Annotated in this window: 20 protein-coding genes; 11 read left to right on the top strand and 9 right to left on the bottom strand. The window is 62.4% G+C overall.

Annotated elements, in window-relative coordinates; genetic code table 11:
• Nucleotides 1–766: 766 nt before the first annotated feature.
• The 3 genes from CJ028_RS05150 to CJ028_RS05140 form a co-directional block, all read right to left on the bottom strand.
• Entirely contained in the window at nt 767–1543 is a 777-nt protein-coding gene (locus CJ028_RS05150; RefSeq protein WP_105034180.1) for an enoyl-CoA hydratase-related protein, read from the bottom strand.
• Entirely contained in the window at nt 1543–2052 is a 510-nt protein-coding gene (locus CJ028_RS05145; RefSeq protein WP_105034179.1) for a nuclear transport factor 2 family protein, read from the bottom strand. Before CJ028_RS05145 ends, CJ028_RS05150 begins: the two co-directional genes overlap by 1 nt.
• Nucleotides 2053–2238: 186 nt before the next feature.
• On the bottom strand, nt 2239–3216 hold the full coding sequence (locus CJ028_RS05140; RefSeq protein WP_105034178.1) for an NAD(P)H-dependent flavin oxidoreductase: 978 nt from the start codon (nt 3214–3216) through the stop codon (nt 2239–2241).
• A gap of 253 nt (nt 3217–3469) precedes the next feature.
• Between CJ028_RS05140 and CJ028_RS05135 the strand changes: the two genes are divergently transcribed.
• Together CJ028_RS05135 and CJ028_RS21795 are read left to right on the top strand one after the other, a co-directional pair.
• Nucleotides 3470–4588, top strand: coding sequence for an AMP-binding protein (locus tag CJ028_RS05135; protein WP_105034177.1), 1119 nt, complete (start codon nt 3470–3472; stop codon nt 4586–4588).
• A gap of 12 nt (nt 4589–4600) precedes the next feature.
• A complete protein-coding gene (locus tag CJ028_RS21795; RefSeq protein ID WP_105034176.1) occupies nt 4601–5146 on the top strand; it encodes an AMP-binding enzyme in 546 nt (181 codons plus the stop codon).
• A gap of 618 nt (nt 5147–5764) precedes the next feature.
• On the opposite strand, the gene CJ028_RS05125 is transcribed toward CJ028_RS21795, so the two are convergent.
• Genes CJ028_RS05125 through CJ028_RS05110 form a run of 4 tightly spaced genes read right to left on the bottom strand, consistent with a single transcriptional unit; the run spans nt 5765 to nt 12885 of the window.
• Nucleotides 5765–8944 (bottom strand): carboxyl transferase domain-containing protein, encoded by a 3180-nt coding sequence (locus tag CJ028_RS05125; RefSeq protein ID WP_105034175.1) that lies wholly within the window; start codon nt 8942–8944, stop codon nt 5765–5767.
• Nucleotides 8941–10473 (bottom strand): class I adenylate-forming enzyme family protein, encoded by a 1533-nt coding sequence (locus CJ028_RS05120; RefSeq protein WP_105034174.1) that lies wholly within the window; start codon nt 10471–10473, stop codon nt 8941–8943. The genes CJ028_RS05125 and CJ028_RS05120 overlap by 4 nt, the downstream gene beginning before the upstream one ends.
• Nucleotides 10470–12029, bottom strand: a complete 1560-nt coding sequence (locus CJ028_RS05115; protein ID WP_105034173.1) for a class I adenylate-forming enzyme family protein — start codon at nt 12027–12029, stop codon at nt 10470–10472. Before CJ028_RS05115 ends, CJ028_RS05120 begins: the two co-directional genes overlap by 4 nt.
• A 7-nt stretch (nt 12030–12036) precedes the next feature.
• Nucleotides 12037–12885 carry an enoyl-CoA hydratase/isomerase family protein gene (locus tag CJ028_RS05110; RefSeq protein ID WP_105034172.1) on the bottom strand — a complete coding sequence of 283 codons (849 nt, stop codon included), beginning with the start codon at nt 12883–12885 and terminating at the stop codon, nt 12037–12039.
• Nucleotides 12886–13040: 155 nt separating this feature from the next.
• On the opposite strand from CJ028_RS05110, the gene CJ028_RS05105 reads away from it, so the two are divergent.
• The 6 genes from CJ028_RS05105 (at nt 13041) to CJ028_RS05080 (ending at nt 18509) form a co-directional block, all read left to right on the top strand.
• A complete protein-coding gene (locus CJ028_RS05105) occupies nt 13041–13856 on the top strand; it encodes an enoyl-CoA hydratase/isomerase family protein (protein WP_105034171.1) in 816 nt (271 codons plus the stop codon).
• Nucleotides 13853–14506, top strand: coding sequence for a carboxymuconolactone decarboxylase family protein (locus CJ028_RS05100; RefSeq protein ID WP_105034170.1), 654 nt, complete (start codon nt 13853–13855; stop codon nt 14504–14506). The genes CJ028_RS05105 and CJ028_RS05100 overlap by 4 nt, the downstream gene beginning before the upstream one ends.
• Before the next feature lie 201 nt (nt 14507–14707).
• Nucleotides 14708–15169 (top strand): MaoC/PaaZ C-terminal domain-containing protein, encoded by a 462-nt coding sequence (locus tag CJ028_RS05095; RefSeq protein WP_105034169.1) that lies wholly within the window; start codon nt 14708–14710, stop codon nt 15167–15169.
• Between the two features lie 107 nt (nt 15170–15276).
• On the top strand, nt 15277–16965 hold the full coding sequence (locus CJ028_RS05090) for a class I adenylate-forming enzyme family protein (RefSeq protein WP_205683939.1): 1689 nt from the start codon (nt 15277–15279) through the stop codon (nt 16963–16965).
• A 31-nt stretch (nt 16966–16996) separates the two neighbouring features.
• Nucleotides 16997–18058, top strand: coding sequence for an MBL fold metallo-hydrolase (locus CJ028_RS05085; RefSeq protein ID WP_105034168.1), 1062 nt, complete (start codon nt 16997–16999; stop codon nt 18056–18058).
• Between the two features lie 193 nt (nt 18059–18251).
• Nucleotides 18252–18509, top strand: coding sequence for an FAD-dependent oxidoreductase (locus CJ028_RS05080; protein WP_105034167.1), 258 nt, complete (start codon nt 18252–18254; stop codon nt 18507–18509).
• Nucleotides 18510–18648: 139 nt separating this feature from the next.
• Here CJ028_RS05080 and CJ028_RS05070 read toward each other — a convergent pair whose 3' ends face one another.
• Nucleotides 18649–19428, bottom strand: coding sequence for an SDR family NAD(P)-dependent oxidoreductase (locus tag CJ028_RS05070; protein ID WP_105034166.1), 780 nt, complete (start codon nt 19426–19428; stop codon nt 18649–18651).
• A gap of 87 nt (nt 19429–19515) precedes the next feature.
• Entirely contained in the window at nt 19516–20685 is a 1170-nt protein-coding gene (locus CJ028_RS05065) for an LLM class flavin-dependent oxidoreductase (protein WP_105034165.1), read from the bottom strand.
• A gap of 300 nt (nt 20686–20985) precedes the next feature.
• On the opposite strand from CJ028_RS05065, the gene CJ028_RS05060 reads away from it, so the two are divergent.
• The 3 genes from CJ028_RS05060 (at nt 20986) to CJ028_RS05045 (ending at nt 22851) form a co-directional block, all read left to right on the top strand.
• A complete protein-coding gene (locus CJ028_RS05060) occupies nt 20986–21510 on the top strand; it encodes a nuclear transport factor 2 family protein (RefSeq protein WP_205683938.1) in 525 nt (174 codons plus the stop codon).
• Between the two features lie 302 nt (nt 21511–21812).
• Complete coding sequence (locus tag CJ028_RS05050; protein WP_105034163.1) at nt 21813–22223, top strand: AMP-binding protein; 411 nt, start codon at nt 21813–21815, stop codon at nt 22221–22223.
• 214 nt (nt 22224–22437) lie between these two features.
• Nucleotides 22438–22851, top strand: a complete 414-nt coding sequence (locus CJ028_RS05045) for a nuclear transport factor 2 family protein (protein ID WP_105034162.1) — start codon at nt 22438–22440, stop codon at nt 22849–22851.
• The last annotated feature ends 45 nt before the right edge of the window (nt 22852–22896 follow it).

The following is a 22896-nucleotide window of genomic DNA, read 5'->3' as shown; positions in this document are numbered from 1 at the left end:
AATCTCGTGCGGTTGCGTGAGGACACGCGATAGGACCTGATGGCGGCCCGGCATCGCTTGTCGAGTAACACGACCGAACAGGTCCTGCGACGCCCGATGTTAGACCTGCGGCACCGCTTCAGCCGAACACTTCGTCCTGGGGTAACCAACCCGCGTATATCAGCCTGACCGTGCGTCGATAAGACACGCTCATCGCTTGGTCGTGGCAGCCAACCCCAGCAGCGCCCTTGACTCAGTCTCTCGAGTTTCGTGGGGAAGCGGGACAAAAGCACCCCCGCTTCCCCATGAAACCCGAACAACGATCATCTACGGGCGCCGCTTCAGACTGCCTCTTGGCAAAATACCTACTTATCAGCCACCGGGCGCCGCACGGATCCCGGGCGCGAACACCGCCGACAGGTACCGGGGACGATCGCGCACCGGTACCGGCAGCATTTTCTGGCGGGGTTCTTTCTGTTTCGAATGGCGGGATTCGCTGACGCCGATGACGAGTGGCACGGTCGGGGCGCAGAGGGTTCCGCACCTGACACCATCCAAGCCTGCGACGTGGGCAACTATGCCGCCATTTACTTTTGAAGAAATGCCGCCATCTAAATTGAAAAGCCACACCCCTTCATAGCGACCCGGGGACGGTGCACGGGGAGGGTATTCGCGCCCTCTGCTTCAGGGTCTGGGTGTCCTAGGTCCCCGACCCGAAAAAAACCTGTCGGGATCGGAGCCTAAGCATCCGATCCCGGCAGGTCATCACCCGGTGGGTGTAGGCGGGTTACTTACCGCTCCACTGGGGAAGGCGCTTCTCCTGGAAGGCCAGGTGGCCCTCCTTGACGTCTTCCGTGTTCGCGTACGCCTCGATCGGCTCGTACTTCGTTGCCAGGGCAATCTCCAGAGGGCCTCCGAGGCTGGACAGCACTGCCTCTTTCGCGGCCTGCTGCGCCAGTGGCGAGGCCGCAGTCAACTTGGCCGCCCACTTCTCGGCAGTCGGCTGCAGCTCATCGAACGGCACCACCTCGTTGACGAGGCCGTATCGCACGGCGTCAGCAGCGGGCATCCGCTCGCCCGTCAGGATGAGTGCCATCGCGATGTGATGCGGCAGCTGACGGATCGCACGGTGCATGACACCCGATTCCCCGATGATGCCCGCCTTAACTTCAGGAAGACCGAACTGTGCATTGTCGGCGGCGACGATCACGTCGGCGCACATGGCCAGCTCGAAGCCTCCACCGAGTGCGTACCCGTGGACGGCGGCGATGAGCGGCTTCTTGAGTAAGCGAAGCGGGCCTCCGATTCCGGTGAGGCCACCACCGAGTGCCAGACGGGATGAGTGAGCACCCGTGCCTCCGCTGATGTCGGCTCCCGCGCAGAACGCGCGATCTCCAGCTGCCGAGAGCACCGCCACCCAGATATCGGGGTCTGCGTCGATCTCGTTCCACTTCTGCGCAAGCTCGACGTCGAGGTCATGCGAGATCGAGTTGAGAGCTTTGGGGCGGTTGAGCGTGAGGTAGGCGACGTGATCGCGGACCTCGAAGAGCAGCTCGTCCGACATTAGCGTGATCCCGGCAGGCTGTTACGGGGGATCGGGTTCAGCGCGTCGCCCTTGGCGTGGTAGGTCTCGGTACCCGCATGCTTGAGCTCACGACGCTTGATCTTCCAGCCTTCCGGCCTACGCACGACGATGTCGTGGTACTGGGCGTACACGATGCCGTCGGGACGCTCGCGCATGTAGTGGTGGAAGGCGTAAAGCACGGAGCGCACATTGGCGGTATCGGCGTCGACGAAGTCGATGACCACATTGGAGACGTGGTGGCTGGTGCCGGCGAAGAATGCGGCGACTCCAAACTTCTCGCTGGTGAGCGTCTCGAGATAGGCCGCGGCGCCATCTGCGCCGTGTGACGGGCCGTAGGCCACATGAAGGTCTTCGGTGAAGAGGGGGAGCATCTTGTCCGGGTTGGCGGCGTCCAGATGGAATGCGTACTCGTACAGGAGTCGTTTGATGTCGTCCTGATCGACCAGGCGCTGCACGCTGGCGATGAGATTGTCGGCGGTGACAGTCATGTGTCTCTCAATCGTTTTCGATAAGGGGCCTTCGTTGGCCCTTTCGCAGTCTACGCAGATGTTGACTGGGTCGTCAACATTCATATCACCACGTGTCGGGAAGCGTCCAATGGCGCGGTTGACGGCACCGCCACACACCCCAGTGACGACATGCGGGTGACGGTCGTGCACTCCGACCAGACCGGCCTAGAGGACGACCGCAGCCAATCGTCGGGCAATCAGCTCCTCTGCCTCGGCGACGATCGAGTCGACTACCTGCTTGCAGGTGAGCACCTCGGTGATGAGGCCCTGGGATTGGCCGGCCCACCACAAGCCGTCGTCCATGCGCCCTTCTGCGAGCACGTTCTGGCGCCCCCGCGCCCCCGAGGCGAGATGTGCGATGTCGGCGAATGTGGTCCCCTCGCGCGCTTCGATCTCGAGGATCTCGTCGGAGATGGCGTTCTTGGCCACGCGTGCCGAATTGCGGAACGATCGGAAGACGACGTTGGTGTCGTGTTCTGAGTTCTCGACGATCTGCTTCTTCACGTTGTCATGCACGCCAGCTTCGATTGTCGCCACGAACCGGGTACCCATGTTGATCGCGGATGCACCCAAGGCCAGCGCCGCGACCAGCCCTGATCCAGTAGCGAAACCACCGGACGCGATGAGGGGGATTCCAAGGCGGGCGGCCGCAGCAGGGATGAGCACCAGACCAGGAATGTCCTCTTCACCGGGATGTCCCGCGCATTCAAAGCCGTCGATACTGACAGCGTCTACTCCGAGACGCTCGGCGGTCAGGGCGTGCCGCACAGCCACCGCTTTGTGAACGACCTTCACCCCGGCCGCTTTGAGCCGCTCCATGAGAGGTTCGGGCGATGACCCGGCTGTCTCGATGACCGGAATGGCGTTGTCGATGATCACCTGGAGGTACTCGTCATACGGAACGGGGTTAATGGTCGGAAGGATTGTTAGATTAACCCCGAACGGCCGACTGGTCAGTTGCTTTGTACGCCGGATCTCCGCGTCCAGTTTGGACGGCGTTGGCTGCGTGAGCGCCGACAGAAATCCGAGAGCGCCGGCGTTTGCCACGGCGGCGATCAGCCCCGCTGTGCCCACGCCTGTCATTCCGCCACAAACGACGGGATGTTCGATGCCAAACGCTTCTGTGAATTCCGTTGTAATCATAGAATCGGATTCTACACACACGTTGACCGAGGTCCATTCCCTGTCAATGTGAAAAGAGTGTCAGGCTGACCATGAGCCTGCTCATTACCCTTACCTTCTCTATGAGTCGCGCCTCACGGACTCCGGCGGTATGCATTCGAAATCGGTCCCTCGCTCTCAACGACAGCGTTGACAGTAACGACGGGTCGTCATAGTGTTGAATTGTCCCGTTAGGGATGTCCCCGCCCCTCCGCAATGATGAGGAGAGTAGACGATGCCCAAAGACGTGTTTAGTGAGTCGGTGCCGCTTGCGGATCTACTCGTGCGCTCCGCGATCTCGTATCCCGATCGAGTTGCCCTGGCGTTCCCCGATCGTGAGTTCACCTATGGGCAACTGCTCGAATCGGCGACTCGTTCCGCGCGAAGCCTGTACTCGCTCGGAATCCACCCCGGTGACCACGTGGGGCTTCTCATGCCCAACTCGCCCGAGTATGTCGAAGGCTATTTCGGCGTGGCGCTTCTCGGTGCGGTGATCGTGCCGTTGAATGCACGTCTCCGAAGCACAGAACTCGGTTACATCATCGAGAATGCGCAACTCACGGCAGTGCTCACTACGGATTCGATCGCGGCGCGCACGGACTTCCGAGCGATTCTCGGCGAGAGCCTGCCGTCGCTTGCGGGCAGCGCTCCCGGTCGGCCACTCGCCCTCCCCGAAGCCGAAAACCTCCGTCACTTGATCATGCTCCGCGGAGAGGCAAGTGAAGGAACAATCGGCCAGGACGATTTCGCGTCGCTCGCAGATGCCGTCGACCCGTCGATAGTCGATCGACTACGTGGCCTGATTAGCGTGCGGGACGTCGCGATGATCCTCTACGCCTCAGGGACCACCGCCCACCCAAAGGGATGCCTCATTACGAACGAGGGCATCACCCGCGGCAGCGTCGGCCGTGCGAAAGAGACGGTGCCGTTTCCGGAACCGCTCGAGGATCGCGCCGCATGGTGCCCGCTGCCCCTGTTCCACATAGCGAGCATGCAGGTCTTTCTCGCCACCATTGCAATGGGGGCGATGTTCGTTACCGACGTCTTCGTCGACGGAGCTCGGGCGTTGGAGGCCATCAAGCGCTATCGTGTCACCTCGATCTGGCCGTGGTTCGTGCCGACGATGAATATGCTCCTCGGGCAACCTGACTTCGACGCATCCGAACTCGATCACGTCACCTCGGTCATTCTCGTCGGCCCGACCAGCGATCTCCGTCACATCATGGAACTCTTCCCGCAGGCTCTGCTGATAAACGGATCTGGCATGTCCGAGATGGCCGGGTGCTACACGATCTCTCCGATGGACGACACCCCGGAGCTACGTGCTACCACCGCCGGAAAGCCGGTATCATGAGCAGAGGCGCGAGTGATCGACCCCGAGACCGGGCTGGACTCGCTGGCGGGCGAACTCGGGGAGTTGCTCTTGCGTGGATACTCCCTCATGCTCGGCTTCTACCGTGACAAGGAGAAGACCGCTGAGGCGGTCGACGCAGAAGGATGGCTTCACACCGGAGACCTGTTCCGCCTTCTCGAGTCCGGTCACCTCGTTTACGAGCGCAGACTCAAGGACATGCTCAAGATCGGCGGCGAGAACGTGCCGGCCATCGAGGTCGAGGCGTTCTTATGCACGCACCCGTTGGTGCTCATCGCCGAAGTCGTGGCTCAAGCCGATCCGCGGCTGGATGAGGTCCCGGTGGCATTCGTCGAGCTCGCGCCCGGAGCCTCCATTTCCGAGTTCGAGCTGATCGAGTACTGCAAAGGCAAGATCTCCAGTTTCAAGATTCCCCGCGCGGTGTTCTTCAAGTCATCCGCGGAATGGCCGATGTCCTCCACGAAGGTGGACAAAGTGGCGCTGCGACGCGAGGTTCTCGAGAGGACGGCGCTCCCCGCTCTTTTGCCTCGGTGTACATGACGATCGTTGCTGCGAAATTCGCCGGAGTGGAGCGAAACGGGGCACACGCCGGTCGTCGTCGACGGCGGCTACACGATCCACTAACAGAGGGAGGACGAGTTGATGCCAAAGCTTTACATCACGGGAGTTCGCGAGGACGGTCGAGCCAGAGTCGTGTGAATCACGGGAGTTCACCAGCGGGACCGGAATCATCGAGGCGCTCCGCCTGGTGAACAACAATACGGTGATCCCCGAGGGTCGCGAAGATGTGCTTCTGCTCGGCTCTCCCACGGCGCCCGGGGCTCGATGTACAACCTCTTCACCTGCGAACCCGGTCAGCGAACTCCCCTGCATCGAACGATCACCACGGATTTCGACGTAGTTCTTCAGGGCTCGGTTGTCAGGGAACTCGAAACGGAATCCGTGACACTCAACGTCGGTGACGTCACCATCCTTCCAGGACGGCCTACGCGTGGATCTCAGGGCCGAGCGGTGCGATCGTCGTGTACAACCTCGTGTCCGGAACGGCATCAGGAGAGGAGGCCAATCGGTCGCGCGGTCGGCTGATGTGGCAGAGCGCGTCTGAGCGCGGATCCCCGCTGTCACGTGGCACGGGTAGGGTCGCGGCGTGGGACGCCGCTACCAGGTATCCAGCCGCCGCTTTCGTCGCTTCTTATGACTCGGCTGACCGACTGTCGCACTGATCAGCCGCCGCGTCTCCGCCGGATCGATGACGTCGTCGAGCTCGAATACCGACGCGGCGTTGTAGGCGAGGCCGTCCCGCTCGTACTCAGCGACGAGCCGATCGGACTCCCTCTGGCGGGCTGCGGGATCGACGATTGCGTCGAGTTCTCGTTTGAAGCCGAGGCGCACCGCGCCTTCCGGACCCATAGCCCCGAATGCACCCGTTGGCCAGGCGACGATGGCCGCCGGAACACGAAAACTGCCTCCCGCCATTGCCTGGCCGCCCAACCCATAGGCCTTGCGGATGACGATGGTGCAGAGCGGCACCGATAGATTCGGGCCAGTAACGAAAATGCGACCGACGTGCCGGAGGGCGGCCGTTTCCTCCGACGCCGGGCCGACCATGAATCCCGGCGTGTCGCAGAGCGAAACAACGGCAATACCGTAATTGTCGCACAGGTTGAGGAACCGCACCAGCTTGTCGGCACCGTCGCTGTCGATCGCTCCGCCAAGGTGCAGGCCATTATTTGCGACGATACCGACGGGTCTTCCTTCAATCCTCGCGAGACTGGTGATCATGCCGCGCCCGAATCGTTCCCTTAGTTCGAGCACGGATCCGGTGTCGGCGAGCACTTCGATGACGCGGCGGATATCGAAGGTACGTGTCCGCTTCTCAGGGATGAGGTGACGGAGCTCTTGTTGGTCGATCGCCGACCACTCCGGGGCGGTGCCGGCGAAGAAGCCCAGGTACTTCTTCGCAACGGAGACTGCGGTCGCCTCGTCCCGAACAAGCACATCGATGGCGCCAGTGTCGGCGAGCATCGCTGCGGGGCCGATTTCGCTCGGATCGAATTTCCCGAGGCCACCGCCCTCGATCATCGCGGGACCGCCCATCCCGATGTTCGCGTCTTCCGTTGCGATGGCGAGATCGCATGAGCCGACGATCGCGGCATTTCCTGCGAAGCAGCGGCCGGAAGCTATCGCGACCGTCGGGACCCTGCCATTGAGGCGGCCGAGTGCAACATACGTTCCTAGGTCCATGCCCGTGGCTTTCGCCGAATTGTCAGTGTCTCCCGGCCGACCCCCACCGCCCTCGGCGAAGACGACGACGGGACTTGATCGACGTCGCGCAAGTTCGAAGATCCGCTCGGCCTTCTTGTGGTTCTGTACACCCTGGGTCCCGGCCAGGACCGTATAATCGTAGGCGAGCACCGCGATCCGAGCTGCGGTGGCTCCGCGACTGCGCGCGCCGAGCGTGCCGAACCCCGCGACGAGCCCGTCAGCCGGGGTGTTCCGTTCCAGGTCGTCGACGGATCGCCTACGCCGCTGGGCGGCGATGACAAGCGCGCCGTATTCGACGAAGCTTCCGTCGTCGCACAGGTCGGCAACATTCTCCCTCGCCGTGCGCTTGCCTCGGGCGTGTCGCCGCTCGATCGCGTCGTGGCGAGCCTCGTCGAGTACGAGTTCATGCCGTCGTCGGTTCTCCGCAGAGTCCTCGCGCACGGATGCAGGCTCGGGGATGGCCGCCTGCTCTCCCTCACTGCGCGGCCGTGAATCGGCATCGAATGTGGCCAGCGATTGCCCGACCGCGACCTGATCGCCGACGGAGATCTCCACTCCACGGACCGTGCCTGAGGCAGGAGCAATGACCTCGTGCTCCATCTTCATCGCCTCGACCACAAGCAGCACCTGACCGCGTCTGACCGAATCACCGGAGCGAATCGTGACCGAGATGACCGTTCCCGCGATGGTGCTGGAGATCTCACCGTCGTCGTCCGGCGTGGCCGATGTCGCCAGATCGTCGACCAGCGTGGTCGTCAGCGCCCCGCGTCGCACTGCCGGTTGCGCGAGCAGTTCGAGGAGGGCTCCCCGATTGGTTGTGGGACCAGCCATGTCGAAGCGCGTCAGCGCGCCCGACAGTGCGTCGACAACCTCGGTCACGTCCGTGGACTTACGATGGACCAGCACCTTCGCAAGTAGCGGATCAAAGTCCGTGCTGACGGTAAGCCCGACGAATGCCCCAGTGTCGGTGCGGATTCCCTCGCCCGTCGGGGGCGTAAATCGACTGATCGTGACGGGCTCCGAGGCGTCGAGCGTGAGCCGCGCCTCGATCGAGACGCCGGTTGGATCTCCGATCGATGTCTGGCTGATTCCGAGCGAGGCAAGCGTCGCACCACCCGCGATATCGAGCTGGAGACGAACGATGTCCACGCCGGTCACCTGCTCGGTCACCCCATGTTCGACCTGCAGCCGGGGATTTCCCTCGATGAAGTAGTACTCGGTCGGATTGTCGACGTCCAGAAGAAATTCAATGGTGCCAACCCCGCGGAATCGCACGCTCCGAGCGAGGCACAGCGAGGCATCCAGCATTCGCTGTTCCACGGCCGGATCCATCGCGGGTGCGGGGGCTATTTCGACCACCTTCTGGTGGTGACGCTGGAGGCTGCAGTCTCGGGTCCACAAGTGCACAACTTCCCCGGTGCCGTCACCAACGATCTGCACCTCGATGTGCCGGGACCGGGGCAGGTAGCGCTCGACGTAGACATCGGCGCGTCCAAAACTGCGCAGGGCCTCCGACGCAGCGCGCTCGAGCGCCGAGGCCAGCCAAGCCGAGTCCTCGACGATCCGTACTCCCTTGCCGCCGCCACCGCTGACGGCCTTCACGATTACGGCTCCGCGCGACGCAGTCATGAATCGCGTCGCGGCGTCGAGATCCGTCGGTCCGGACGTGGCCTCGAGCACAGGCACACCGGAGCCGATGGCGAGGTCGCGGGCCACCGACTTGTCGCCGAAGATCTCGAGGGTCTCCGGGGTCGGCCCGACAAAGACCCGGCCGGCATTCTCGCACGAGCGGGCGAACGCAGCACTCTCGCTGAGGAAGCCCCATCCTGGATGTACAAATCCTGCCTCGGACCGGATCGCGGCCTCGACGATCTGCTCGATATCCAAATAAGCGGCTGCCCCCGTGCCGACGAGGCGAACGGATGCATCGGCTTCGCGCACGTGCAGGGCATCGACCTCGTCTGAGGTGTACAGCGCCACGACTCGGAAGTTGTTGGCACGAGCCGCCCGTGCGATTCGCACGGCGACCTCTCCACGGTTGGCGATCAGGACCGTCCCGGCGGCGCCCGTCACGGCCGAGCCTCGGGAATCATCGCGGCGGCCCGCCGGTCGATCTTGCGGCTGGCAGACCAGGGGAAATCGTGGTCCTCAATGAACTGCACGCGGGGAACCTTGTAGGAGGACAGCTCGGCCCGGCAATAGCGATCGATGTCCACGGCCCGGGTCCCCACATCTGCCGCCACGAGAGCCCTCAGCCCCGTCGATTCATCCGCGCCGCCCACTCCTACGACCACCGCAGCATGGATCGACGGATGACGAAGAAGTACCGCTTCGATCTCTTCCGGCTGGATCGTCAAACCCCGCACCTTGATGAGGGTCTTCAAGCGACCCGTGTAGTGGACGTGCCCGATATCGTCGACGAAGCCCAGATCGCCGGTGTGAAAGAATCCGTCCTCGTCCGTCAACGCCGTGTCGCTGCCATCCGTGTAGGCGCGCATGAGGCTTCGGCCACGGACGCAGATCTCACCCTCCCGTCCGGGAGCAACTGGATCGGACGATCCCGGTTCGCAGGTGCGAACCTCGTTCCCGGGCAGCGGAGCGCCGTGCGTGGTTCTGCGGACGTCCGCCGTCTCCCGGAAGTCGTGCATCGCGAACGCCGTCGCGGTCTCGGTCATCCCGTACATGTTCACACCCTCGTCGAACGGCAGCCCGAGTCGCGTCAACGTGCTCGGATCGATGATGAGGCCGCGGTGCATGCGACGCAGGTCCTCAGCAAAGAAGTCCGGAGAACTGGCGATGGCGTCGAATCCGTCATGCCAGACGTTTCTTGCGGTGCATCGCCTCGAGCGGATGAGCCGGGCGGCGGAGGCGGGTTCGTACCTCGCCTGGGTCACGAGCTCTGCTCCCACGGAAGCCGCAGCGGAAAGCGAGTTGCAGAGTCCACCACTAAAGAACATCGGAAAGTACGAGTAGATACGGCTCGATTCGTCGAGACCCATTCGAGCGGCGATGGCCGCGCCATTCCCACGAACGGTGCCCTGACGAAGAATGACACCCTTCGGTAAGCCGGTACTGCCCGAGGTATAGAGGATCGTAAGATCGGCTTCGTCTGAGCCTGCCGCACCCGCGCGGTCCCAGCGGTCCTCCGAACATTCGAGGCCCATCTCGACGAGTTCCTCGACGGAGCGGAGCGGTCCTCCCCGACTCACATTGAACATCCGCCGGAGGCCGGGACCGACTCCTTCTGCCGCTAGCGCGGCAAATGATTCGAGCTGGGTGCCGAGGAAATTGGAGGTAATGACGAGGTCCGGCGCGGCCGCGGCCAGGATCCGGTGCAGCTCTGGCCCGGTCGCCCAAGTACTGATCGGCACGAAAGTGACGCCGATACGCGCGCAAGCGTAGAGAGCGATGGCGAAGTCTGGCCCGTTCGGAAGTGCCACCGCCACGCGTGCCGGCCGTTCGATTCCCGCACCGAGCAAGCCCTTCGCGAGTCGTTCGCCTCGCTCAGCCCAGTCCCGGTAGGAAAGCTGCTCGGTATCGGTCGTCAGCGCGATGCGCTCGGTGTTGCGCCAGGTGTCCACGATCGAGACGTAGCCGCTCATTCGAGTTCCCGGGCGATAACTCGACCGCTTCCCGTTCTGGGAAAGGAAGTGCGGAGACGGATCTCGTCAGGCACACCGCGCTTGCCGAGAGTGGCGCGACACCAAGCAATGAAGCCCTGTTCGGTGTAGCCGGTATCGGGTATCACGTGGGCGACGACGAGCGCGTCGAGACGGTCGTCCGCCTTGGCCGTGACCGCGACGTCTGTCACGAGCGGGCACGCTTGCAAATCCAGCTCGAGCGCATAGGTGGAGAGATTCTCGCCCCCACGGCGGATGATGTGCATCCGACGTCCACGGAACTGGAACCGGCCGTCCGCCTGCCGAACCATGATGTCGCCGGTGCGCAACCATTCGCCGTCGATGAGCGTTTCGGCGGTTGCCTCCGGGGCGTCGAGGTATCCGAGCATCAGGGTCGAGCCGGGCTTCCCGCGTACCCACAGCTCGCCGGGCTCGCCGTCGTCCACGTCCTCGCCGTCGTCTCCGACGAGTCGAACGCCCGGCACTCCGACTAAGGGACGACCGATGGCGATCCGGTCGTCGGTTTCCCACGGAGAGCCACCGAGCACCCCGGTGACGGATTCGGTCTGGCCGTAGATCTGGCGCATCTCGATGGTGGCGAAGCGGTCATCCCACTCCACCCAGTCGGCCGCAGAGAGCGTCATCCCATACTGGATGAGGCGGAGGCCACCCGAATCGGCCTCACCCGCATCGATCGCCTTCTGGAGGGCAATTCGCAGGGGGGGAGCGACCATCGAGCTCACGGTCGCGCCCGTGGTCCGCGCCGAAGTGAAGTAGCCGCTCGCACTGAAACGCGGCACGATAGCCATCGAGCCCCCGGTGACGAAGGGGGGCGCACACAGGTAGAGCTGCGCATTCGTGTGGAAGAACGGTGAGCAGAGGTAGTGCCGGTCGGAGTCGAGGTACCCGCTGTTCCGCGAGAGGCGCTCCGCCGCCATCACGAAATTCTCCTGGGTCAGCTGCACCCACTTGGGCAGCCCCGAAGTTCCGGATGTGGGGAGCACTGCAGCCACGGATGCTGAAGATCCGGCGGCAGGTTCGGCTCCTAGCCGGCTGAGCCCCTCGATGGAGCCGTATTGCCCGCCGAGCCCCAGGTCGGTTGGGACGATCAGGCGCGCAGCGGATCCCGTCCGCGCTATGGCCTCGGCGGCCTGCGCGGCGTTCGCAGTGCAGGCTATGACGACGGCTGGATTCGTCGCCGCTATCGCGCGTTCGAAGACGAGCACCCCGGATTCGACGTCGATGGCCTGCACGATCGCGTCGTTGGCGAGGATCGCGAGCCACACCGCAACGTTGAGTGGGGAGTTCGGGAGTGCCAGTAGCGCCGCGCGCTGATCTGTCACTCCGACCGCGGCCAGCCGGCGACGAAGTTCTGCGGTGTCGGTGACGAGGCGCTCCCAGGTGGTCGCTCGAAGGATGCTCGGGTCGGCCGGGTTCGGGAGGTCGACGATCACGTCCTCGCCCGAACGGCGATCGGCCCAGTGCTGGGCGAGTGACCAGATGGTCTGACCGGAAGCGGTATTGAATGTGGGGTCCACGGTGAGCCTACGGGTGCGAAAGATCGGTAGTCGGTGGCACGCGGTACGATTCCATCACCGGTTTCAGCCCCTCATCAAGGATCCTCTGGCGGATGGTGAGAACGTCGGGAGCGAGATGGAGGAGGGCGTCGGCATCCGCGACCGCAGCCGCTGCATTGCGCATCCCCATCGCCTCCATCGCCCGGTTGATAGAGAGTTTTTTCATCGCGAGCACGTCGGGTGGCGTGAGCGCCATCCGTGCGGCAAGGCTCCGAACGGCGTCGAGCAGGTGGTCGACGGGAACGGCGTGATTGGCCCAGCCCCATTCGACCGCAGTCCGCCCGTCGATGCTGTTGCCCGGCACGAAGGCAAGTTCCTTCGCCCGTTTCGGACCGACGAGGGGAGCCCACAGTGGCGCGATGTACCCACCCCCGATAGGGATGGTCGGTTCGCCGATCTTGGCGTTCTCGGTGACGATCGTGATGTCCGCGAAGACGCACAGCTGGGTTCCGCCGGCGATGCAGTACCCGTGCACGGCTGCGATGACCGGTTTCGGGTGGTCCCAGATCGCCAGAAAGCGATCGAGGTTGCGCTGCAGACGGCTGCGGTCGGCCACCGGGTCTGCTTGGCGCGGGACGCCGACTTGGCCGAGGTCGTAGCCGGAACAGAAGCCCTTGCCTTCGCCGCGAATGGCAAGGATCGGTCCACCGTTGGTCTTCAAATAATCGAGCGCTTGGGTGAATTCATTCAACATTTCGGTGGACAGTGCGTTTGCGCGGTCCGGACGATTCAGCACGATCCACGACAACGGTCCGTCATGTTCGATGCGGATGTGGTCGAAGTCGACCGGGTTTGTGTCTTCGGGAATGGTAGTCATGGATGTTCCGCCTTTGGAATTCCGCCTCGATGGAAGAAGCCTGTACTCCGCGAGCCTATGAGTCTCTCCCCCGGTCGTCAACTTAACCGTTGACTTAAGGTCGTCCTTCGTGCAAAGTGAGGTGCGCGGTCGGTGTGGCCCGCCAGAGGAGGACTATGACTGCCAGCTATGTGGACATCGCGGTTGATTGCTCCGTTCCTGGAGTGCTGGTCGCGACTCTCAACCGCCCAGATAGGCGCAATGCCCTCACTGACGAGATGTTTGATGACCTCGCGAGGCTCCAGTCCGAGGTCGAGGCGGCGAGCGATGTGCGAGCCGTCATCATCACGGGCGAAGGGCGGGGCTTCTGCGCGGGACTTGATCTGGACATCGCGGCGACACTTCCCGGCCTGTCCGTCGAAGAATTTCTCCTCGCCCAGGAGCGCTGGTCGGCCGCGCTAGTCGGATTCAGCGCCCTGAGCGTGCCGGTGATCTGCGCGATCAATGGTCCGGCCGCGGGGGCGGGATTTGCGTTGGCCCTAGCCTGTGACATCCGGGTCGCGAGCGTCTCCGCGAAATTCAACGCGGCGTTCGTGCGGGTGGGTCTCTCCGCCGGCGATTGCGGCGCCTCCTGGTTCCTACCGCGGATCGTGGGGCTCGGTCGGGCGACTGAGATTATGCTCACCGGCAGGTTTGTGGATTCCGCTGAAGCACTGGCGATCGGGCTGGTATCCGATGTCGTGGCGGATGGTGCTGTGCTCGACCGCGCGCTCGCGACCGCTGCGGCAATCAGCGCCAATAGCCCATTTTCGATGAGAATGAGCAAGCAGGTCATCGTCGCGAACTCCGCTGCGTCCTCTCTGGGCGCGGCAGTGGCGCTCGAGAACCGAACCCAGGTACTTGCGAGCAGGACAGAGGACATGCGAGAGGCGCTCACGGCATTCCGTGAAAAACGCGCTCCGGAGTTCAGCGGGCGCGGGGCTCGAGCGTGAAACAACCGGATGTGCACCAGGCTGATATCGATCGGCAGTCGGCTGCTCTAACGGCCGACCTTCCCGAGGGCGAGCCTCTGGATTCGATGACAGAGACAATGATCGGGCTCGGAATCCGCGCATCGGCGATGTCCCTAGACGTCGACGGAACCCGTGAATACATCGAGCGCGCTCTCTGTGGCGGAGCGACGTCCGCGCAAGTCCAGGAGGTCATCACTCTAGTGTCAGGCACCGGGGTGCACAGCTTTTTCGAAGCGACCCGGATCCTCGACTTGCTGGTGACAGAGCCAGATGGGCCGCCCTGGGATAACGAGCGCCAAAGGCTTTGGGACATGTATGTCGGGGATGGCGGTTACTGGACCACGATGCAGGACGAAATCCCGGGGTTCCTCGCTGCACTGAACCGGATGTCGCCTGAGGCGTTCGAAGCCTTCTTCCTGTATTGCGCGGTGCCGTGGCGTTTGCATAATCTCACGGATCTAACGAAAGAACTCATCTCCGTTGCGGTAGATGCGACGCCGAGCCACCGGTACCTTCCCGGCATGCGCCTCCACCTGCGCAATGCGATCAAGCTCGGAGCGGGCCGCAGTGCGCTCGAACACACCTTGCGCATCGCCGCCGCCGGACCCACGCCGAAGGGAGTGCTTTAGCTGAACCGTGGTTCGGTGAAGAGTGTGCGCACGATGTGAATTTCGATGGTCACAAGACGTTGTTCTACATAAGTGTTGACTGAGCGTCATGCCTCTGTCATCCTGAGGGCTACGATGTGAGAAATCCATGTCGAATTTGGTGGACGACGTGGTCGCCTGAGGTGGTACGCGTCGAAGTCCTGAGGCGAAAGCGAGTTGTTCATGGCTTCACTCAATGCGGTGTTCGCAGGCGACTTGGTCGTCGGTGAGTCGTACCCCATCGGCAGCTATTTGATATCACGTGAGGCGATCCTCGAATTCGCGGGGGAATGGGATCCGCAACCCATTCACATGGATGACGAGATCGCGGCCCGTGGCTTCTACGATGGCATCATCGCCAGTGGGCTGCATACACTCTGCATTTTCCAGAAACTCGCGGTGACGCACGTCTATCGCGATTGGGAGATCATTGCGGGGCGGGGCATCCGGGACCTGCAGTTCCTTAGGCCGGTGCGACCGGAAATGACCCTCACCGGGACCGTAACCATCACTGCGATAGAGCCACGAGATGAGTCCCGCAGTCTCGTTCACAAGTTCGGAGAGCTTTTCAATGACGCCGGAGAACTTGTCTTCACTATGCGAGCGGAGGCCTACATGCGCGTGAGAATCGATCCTACGGGCTAAAAAAATATATCCATTCAACGATCGTGTTGACAAATGGTCGGACGTCCACGTATTTTGGACTACGTCGACGGTTTCGCCAACAGAGTCGCGGCAACTCCACAAAGAAGATGGGACGCAATGATGCGTACGGTATTCGGCATGAGCTCGAAGCGATGAACGTTTTCAGTGACACCGTTCCGATCGGCGACCTGCTCGTCCGCAGTGCGGCGCGGCATCCCGATCGGGTGGCGCTTGCCTTCCCCGACCACGAGCTAACCTACGCGCAACTGCTCGCCGGGTCGGTCCACACAGCCCGCGGACTCTATGCGCTCGGCGTGCGGCGCGGCGACCATGTTGGCCTGCTTATGCCGAATTCACCAGAGTTCCTCGAAGGCTATTTTGCGATCGCTCTTCTTGGCTGCGTCGTGGTGCCACTCAATGCGCGGTTCCGCAGCGCCGAGCTCGGGTATGTGATCGACCATTCCCGCCTGCGAGTGGTGCTCACCACGGACCGGATTTCCGATCGCACCGACTTTCGCGCCATCCTGTCAGAGAGCCTGCCGTCGTTGGCCGGAGCCGTCGCGGGTGCGCCGCTCGATCTTCCCGAGGCGAAGACTCTTTCTCACATCGTGATGCTCCGCGGATCGGACAGTCCTGGATTTGTCGGCCAGGATCGTTTCTTCGCCAGAGCATCCGAGACACCGGCTGAACTCATCGAAGCCATTCGCACGACGGTTCGCGTCAGGGATGTTGCGATGATACTTTACACGTCGGGCACGACCGCGCACCCGAAGGGCTGCCTGATTTCCCACGAAGGGATCAGCCGGGGAAGTATGGGGCGGATGCGCCAGAACGTGCCGCTTGTCGACCACAACGTCTACTGGTGCCCGGGACCGCTGTTCCACATTGCGGCGATGCAGGTGATGATTGGGTCGATCGGCCTCGGAGGGACCTTCGTCTCGGATACCTATTTCGACGGCCCGCGTGCTCTCGAGCAGATCCGGAAACACCGCATCACCTCGCTCTGGCCGTGGTTTCAGGCGATCATGAACGGGCTGACAACCGCCCCGGGATTCATGCCGGATGATCTCGCGAGTGTCACCTCGATCATCCTGATCGGGCCTCCGAGTTTTCTTCGCGGTATCCAAGCTATGCTGCCGCAGGCGATCCACGTCAATGGGTCCGGGATGTCGGAGCTTTCGGGATATTACGCCATGTCTCCCCTCGATGACTCCGCGGAGATGCGGGCGACAACTGGGGGCAAACCGGTGAGTGGCGTCGAGGTGCGTATCATCGACCCGGAGACGGGACTCGACGCCCCCCGCGGAATTATCGGGGAGATCCTTGTGCGCGGATACCTGCTGATGGAGGGGTATTACCGCGATCCGGAGAAGACCGCCGAGGTGATCGACGCGGACGGGTGGCTGCATACGGGGGACCTGTATGTCCAGGACGAACATGAACACATCACGTATGCGGGGCGGCTGAAGGACATGCTCAAGGTTGGGGGCGAGAACGTGCCGGCGATCGAGGTCGAGGCGTTCCTCTGTACCCACCCGTACGTGATGTTGGCGGAGGTCATCGGTCGACCAGACGAACGGTTGGATGAAGTTCCGGTCGCTTTCGTCGAGATTGCCGCGGGGGCAATGGTTACCGAGGATGAGCTCATTGAATATTGCCAGGGGAGGATCGCCAGTTTCAAGGTGCCTCGTTCCATCTTCTTTAAGACCACATCCGAGTGGCCAATGTCGGCCACAAAAGTCAACAAGGTAGCCCTGCGCCGGGAACTGAGCGAACTGGCGCTCCACGACGCATGAGGGACAAGCAGGCCGGTCCCGAGATGAGAAAATGGATGCCATGCTGATCACGGGAGCGGTACAGAAGCAAGCCTGGATGGATCGCACGATGCCTCCGGTCGAGCACGTGCGCGGGGATATCTGGTCGATTCCCGTGGACTTCAGCCAAGCCCCAGTGCGCTATACCTTCGCCTATCTTGTGATGAATGGTGCGGGCCAGAGTCTCCTCATCGATCCGGGTTTTGATAGCGCAAGGGGTCGTTCACAGATTGCAATCGGCCTCGAGCGGGCTGGTATGACAATCGAGTCGATTGTCGGCATCGTCTCTACGCATCTGCATCCCGATCATCTCGGAATGGCCGAGCACATCGCCGGGCAGTCGGGGGCATGGATTGGCATGCATCCGCGTGAGAGTGCGTTGCTCGCCCTCTACGACGACGAAGCATCCGTTACGGAAGTTGACCAGCGCTGGCTGGAGGAGATTGGAGTTCCACCCGAGCGGATGGGGGAGCTCCTCACGCCACCGGCGACCATCCGGTATATGCAGGGGCTTGCGCGTACTACGCTTCCGCTCGAGGACGGCGACTTCTTGCCCCTTCCCGGACGATCCCTTCGGGTCGTGGCGACGCCTGGCCATACTCCGGGACACGTGTGCATCGTGGATGAAGACAATGAGATCGTCTTCAGCGGTGATCACATCCTTCCGCGCATCACTTCCAACGTCGGTCTCACATCCACCGGGACCCGTAGGGGGGCGTTGGCGCAGTACTATTCGTCGCTCGATCGGATGAAACAGTGGCCTGACTTCGAAGTGCTTCCGGCGCACGAATATCGTTTCAGTGGCCTGGCTCACCGAGCCGACGATCTCGCCCGGCATCACCGGGAAAGAGCACAGGAGATCGTTAACGCCGTGGGAAGCAGCGAAGGCTATTCGGTGTACTCGATCGCCCAGCGGATCAGCTGGTCCCGCTCCTGGGAGAGTCTGCACGATGTCAACCTGCGCGCCGCCCTCTCGGAGACGGAGGCGCACGTCGACTTCCTCATTGACGCCGGAAAGCTCGAGATCGGCGGCGGCGAAGTCATGCGTCTGGTGCGCCGCCATGCCGCCGTGTGACCAGTCGATCCTCGAACCTTTAGGAAAGGTGCGGACCGCGTGACGACGGATGCGCGAACCACGCCGTCCATCGGGCCGGCAGGAGGTTCGCCAGTGGACCGGTTGCGGCCACCAATCAACGCTTGTATTGACAGTTTCTATGGGCTGGTCATAGGGTGGCGTCTACCTGCAATGTGGCGAGGATGAGGCGAGTATGACTCAACAGATTTGGGACGTCGAAACAGATGTGATCGTAGTTGGCGCTGGAGCCGCCGGATTCGCGGCGGCGATCACGGCGGCTCGAACCGGCGCTAGCGTGCTCCTGCTGGAGAAGGCCGGAATGCCCGGAGGCACAACGTCGAAGTCTGGCGGGACGATCTGGGTCCCGAATAATTCGTTCATGCGTGCGGCTGGTTTTGAGGATTCCCGCGACGATGCGCTCCGTTATATCAGTTCGGTCTTCCCGAGGTGAAGGCGGGCATCATCGGCGAATCGGGTGTAATGCACCGCGCGATTCGTCAGCTGCCCCGTCACGTCGCGATGGCCCTGATCCTGCCGGGAGCGGAGCATTCGCGCCGATCCCGGCAGGATCTTCGCATGCGCTGGTTCAGTCAGCGTACGGAGATCAGGCCGCCGTCGACGGGAAGCAGCTGACCGGTGATGAATCGTGAATCGTCGCTGGCGAGAAACACGAGCACGGGAGCGAGATCCAGATCCGCGTCTCCAAACCGCCCACCAAGGGGGATCTGTGCCGCCGTCGACACATCGTGGGCGGCCAGTTCCTCGGGGGTGAGGGCGGCTCGAAACTCCGTGTACATCGGGGTGGCGACGTAGGGAAGTACCGCGTTGACGCGAATTCCCGCTGGTCCCCAGTCTCGAGCGACGCTGCGAGTCCAGTTGTGCACCGCTGCCTTGGTCATGCCGTAGGTCGCGTTGTTCGGCTCCGCCGTGAGTCCGGATTCGGAGCCGAAGTTGATGATCGCGCCCCCGCCTCCGGCAGCCATGTGGCGGAAGGCCGCCGAATTCGTGTAGACCGTGCCGTAGACATTGATTCGAAAGATCCGGTCGATCAGGTCGTCCGGGATGTCGTGTACGGCAGCGTGCTTCTGAATGCCCGCGACGTTCACGAGCACGTCGAGACCGCCCAGGTGATCCACGGCCGCATCGATGGTCGCATCGATTCCGGCTCGATCCGACACATCCCCGTGCAGAAATCTGACTGTGCCCGGCCCTGCCTCTGTCGCTTCGGCGGCGACGGATTCTCCGGGTTTCTGATTGAGATCGATCGCCACCACCGCCGCGCCGCTGCGGGCGAAAGCTCGTACCGCTGCTTCGCCGATGCCTCGGGCACCTCCGGTGACGATAATTTTTTTTCCGCGTAAATCCGTCATGACCCTATTGCTTTCCTGTTAAGCACGAACGGGGCGGGTGAATCAACGAATCGCCCGCCCCCGTTCGTGGAAGTGCGTTGTTTGTGACTACGCGAACTCGTGAACTGGGGACTTGGATCCCGCGACCTCGATGTTTGCCATGACCTCTGTGGCGAACAGACGCAGGGATTCGACCCAGGGTGCGGGGTCATCGAGCGCATCGTGCGTGTTGACCGCGATCTGCCCGTAACGAAAGCCGGTCTGTTCGAAGGTGCGCTCGATCTTGGCCATGACGGTCTCGGGGGAGCCGCAGAGCCAGACGTGATCGGCGAGGTAGTCGAGGTCGACATCGTTGATGTCGACCTTCACATCGGCGTCGTCGATGAAGCCCTGCAGGATGCGGTACTTCTTGTACACGGGCATCAGGTACTTGCTCCAGGCGTGGCCCAGTGCTCCGTTCTTGGCCTGTTCCTTCGCCTCTTCGTCGGTCCTGGCAACGAAGACGTCGCGAGCAACCTTGAAGCGGGATCCGTCGGGCACGTCGCCACGCGCTTCGACGGCTGCGGAGTAGACGTCCCACTGCGACCGAAGCAGCGTAGAACCGCCGTAGAACGAAATCGGGGTCCACCCACGCTGACCGGCCAATACGTGAGACGGAGAACCCTTACTGAGGCCCGTGATGGCGATTTCGAGGCCGTCGGCGCCGCCATACGGGGAATGGTCGGCCAGGGCGTGGTACTCCTCACCGTCTTTGAGGTCGAAGGCGTCATGGTGATCCACGGATCCGGCATCGATGCCCGACTCGAGCCACGCGGCCTTGTAGTATTTGCCCTCGTGCGCGAACGGTTGGCGGCGCCAGACCTTGTCCATGACCTCGAGGCCCTCGAGGAGTCGCGGGTGAGCTTCGGAGAGATCGCCCGGCTGGCCCCGGAGAACGGCTTCGTTTTCCCAGGATCCCGCACCGACGCCGAGAAAGTAGCGGTCCTGAAGCAGCTGTGAGGTGTAACCGACCTGCACCGCCAGCGACGAGGGATTGTGCAGCGGCACGATGTGCGCCATCGGCGCGAATCTCATTCGCTCGGTCACCTGCGCGGCCGCGACGATGAGCAGTTCAGGGTTCGGGATGTTCTCCCACGCCTGCATGCCGTGCTCACCGACCATGAAATCACGATAGCCAAAGCTGTCAGCAGCCTTGGCGAGCATCATTGAGTATTCGAAAGTCTCTTTGTCCGTGCGTCCGGGCCGCATATACGGCGTGTGAAAGATTCCGCATTCCATCTGGTCTCTCCTTTGAGATATGCCTTGTCCGCCCGAAATTGACTGCTGTTGTGGGTAAAAATCGTCGGACACAGGTGTCGATGCATTCGAAGGTTAGGCCCGTCTGCGATTGTTTGTCAACGAGTGCGTTGAAAAGTCAACGGAGATGTTGAGAAGATCCGCTCTTTCCTTGACCCCGCACAAATGTTCCTAGTAGCGTTCAGGTGTCGACGCGGATGTTGAAATTGATCCCGGTTGCTGTCGGCCCTTAGCGAGCCGAAGTGCCGAACTTGCGAGGAACTCACCGAAAGGAATCTCGCCGTGACCACCCTGGAATCGACAAGCTTGGAATCCCGCATTCGGCGGCTGGAAGATCGGGGCGAGATCCATGATCTCGCGGTGAGGTATTTTCTTGCGTCCGATTTCGACGATTACGACGCCATCGCCGCGAGCTTCGCCGAAACATCCTCATTCGCCGCGGGCGGGTTTGAGGGTGCCGCTGGCGGGGCAGGAATCGCGAGCATGATCAAGGGTGCGAGAACGGCCTTCGGAACGACGATTCACACCCCGCACTACGTGCTGATCGACTTCCAGGACGAAGACCATGCGACTGGTCTGGTGGGTGCACACTTGGAGATCGCCGTGGGAGGAACGAGCGTGTTCGGCGCCGTGCGCTACGAAGATGAGTACCTGCGCGAGAACGATCGTTGGGTCTTCGCTAAGCGCAATATGCGCACTATCCATGTCGGTGATTGGGCGGACGTACAGACGTCGTTGACGAGCGAGACGCCCGTGCGCTGGCCCGGGGGTGCGCCCGCCGCGTCCAATTACCCACCCACGCATTAGGCCGTCGTTGCCTAACGCGATCAAGTTCGGCGCGGGCCGTACGGCGCTCGAGCGCACCGTGCGCATTGTCGCCGTCGGGCCCCGCACCCCACGGCGTACTCTGACGGTGAGTGAACGTGAAGTCGTTCTACGGTGATTGGTGCCCGGGGCCGCTTTTTCACATTGCCGCAATGCAGGTCATGCTCGGGTCGATCGGGCTCGGCGGCACCTTCGTGTCGGATACCCATTTCGACGGCCCGCGCGCTCTCGAGCTGATTCGTCAACACCGTGTGACCTCGCTCTGGCCATGATTTCAGGCGATCATGAACGGCTTGGGGACCGCTCCGGGATTCAGCCCGGACGATCTCGCGACCGTCACCTCGATCAGCCTGATCGGGCCTGCGAGTTTTCTTCGTGAAGTCCAGGCGATGTTGCCGCAGGCGACCCACGTCAATGGCTCCGGCATGTCGGAGCTCTCGGGTTACTACGCGATGTCCCCTCTCGACGGCTCCGCGGAGATGCGCGCGACGACCGGGGGTAAACCGGTAAGTGGCGTCGAGGTGCGCATCATCGACCCCGAGACCGGGCTCGACAGCCCTCGCGGAACCATCGGAGAGATCTTGGTGCGCGGGTACCTGCTGATGGAGGGGTGCTGCCGCGATCCGGACAAGACCGCCTCCGAGTGGCCCATGTCGGCCACGAAGATCAACAAGGTGGCCTGCGGTGGGAATTGAGCGAAATGGCGCTGAACGACGCGTAAACGGCGCCACCGGATCAGTGCCGAGACTTGAATTTTCAACGTTTCCGTTGACAGGGTCAACGTACCTGTGAAAGGGTTTATACATCGAGGCGCGGGGGCGGTAATACTCCCCGCCGGTGCCTCAGGAGCAGGAGCGGGGGTCCCCGGAACGATGACGTTCTCCCCCGAGGCACGTAAAGGAGCGCGACATGACCATAACCAGGACAACGCCGGAGCAGAACGTGGAGTTGGCCAATCAATTCGCCGCGGTTTTCTCTACGGGAAACGTGGCGGACATTCTGGAACTGCTGCATCCCGACGCCACGTACTGGGTATCAGGTGGCATTGAGGGAATGTCCGGTACCTACACGAAAGCGGCCTTTGGTGAGCTCCTCACCGGCGTCACCTCGGTGTATACCCTCGGGGCGCTGGCGATGACTCCGACCTCCGCGATCGCCCAGGGAGACAAGGTTGCCGTTGAAGCGGAGTCTTTCGCCGAGCTGAACAACGGCCGCGTCTACCAGAACAGCTACCACTTTCTGTTCGAGATGTCCGAAGGCAAGATTCTTCGGGTCAAGGAATACATGGACACCAAGCACGCCTACGACATCTTCTTCGCGTAGCAAGCCGGCTGCGCGCACGCACACGACTTTCACCGAACACCGATT

Source organism: Cryobacterium aureum (genome assembly GCF_002954245.1).
Lineage (GTDB): Bacteria > Actinomycetota > Actinomycetes > Actinomycetales > Microbacteriaceae > Cryobacterium > Cryobacterium aureum.
This window is presented reverse-complemented; position numbering and strand designations above follow the sequence as displayed.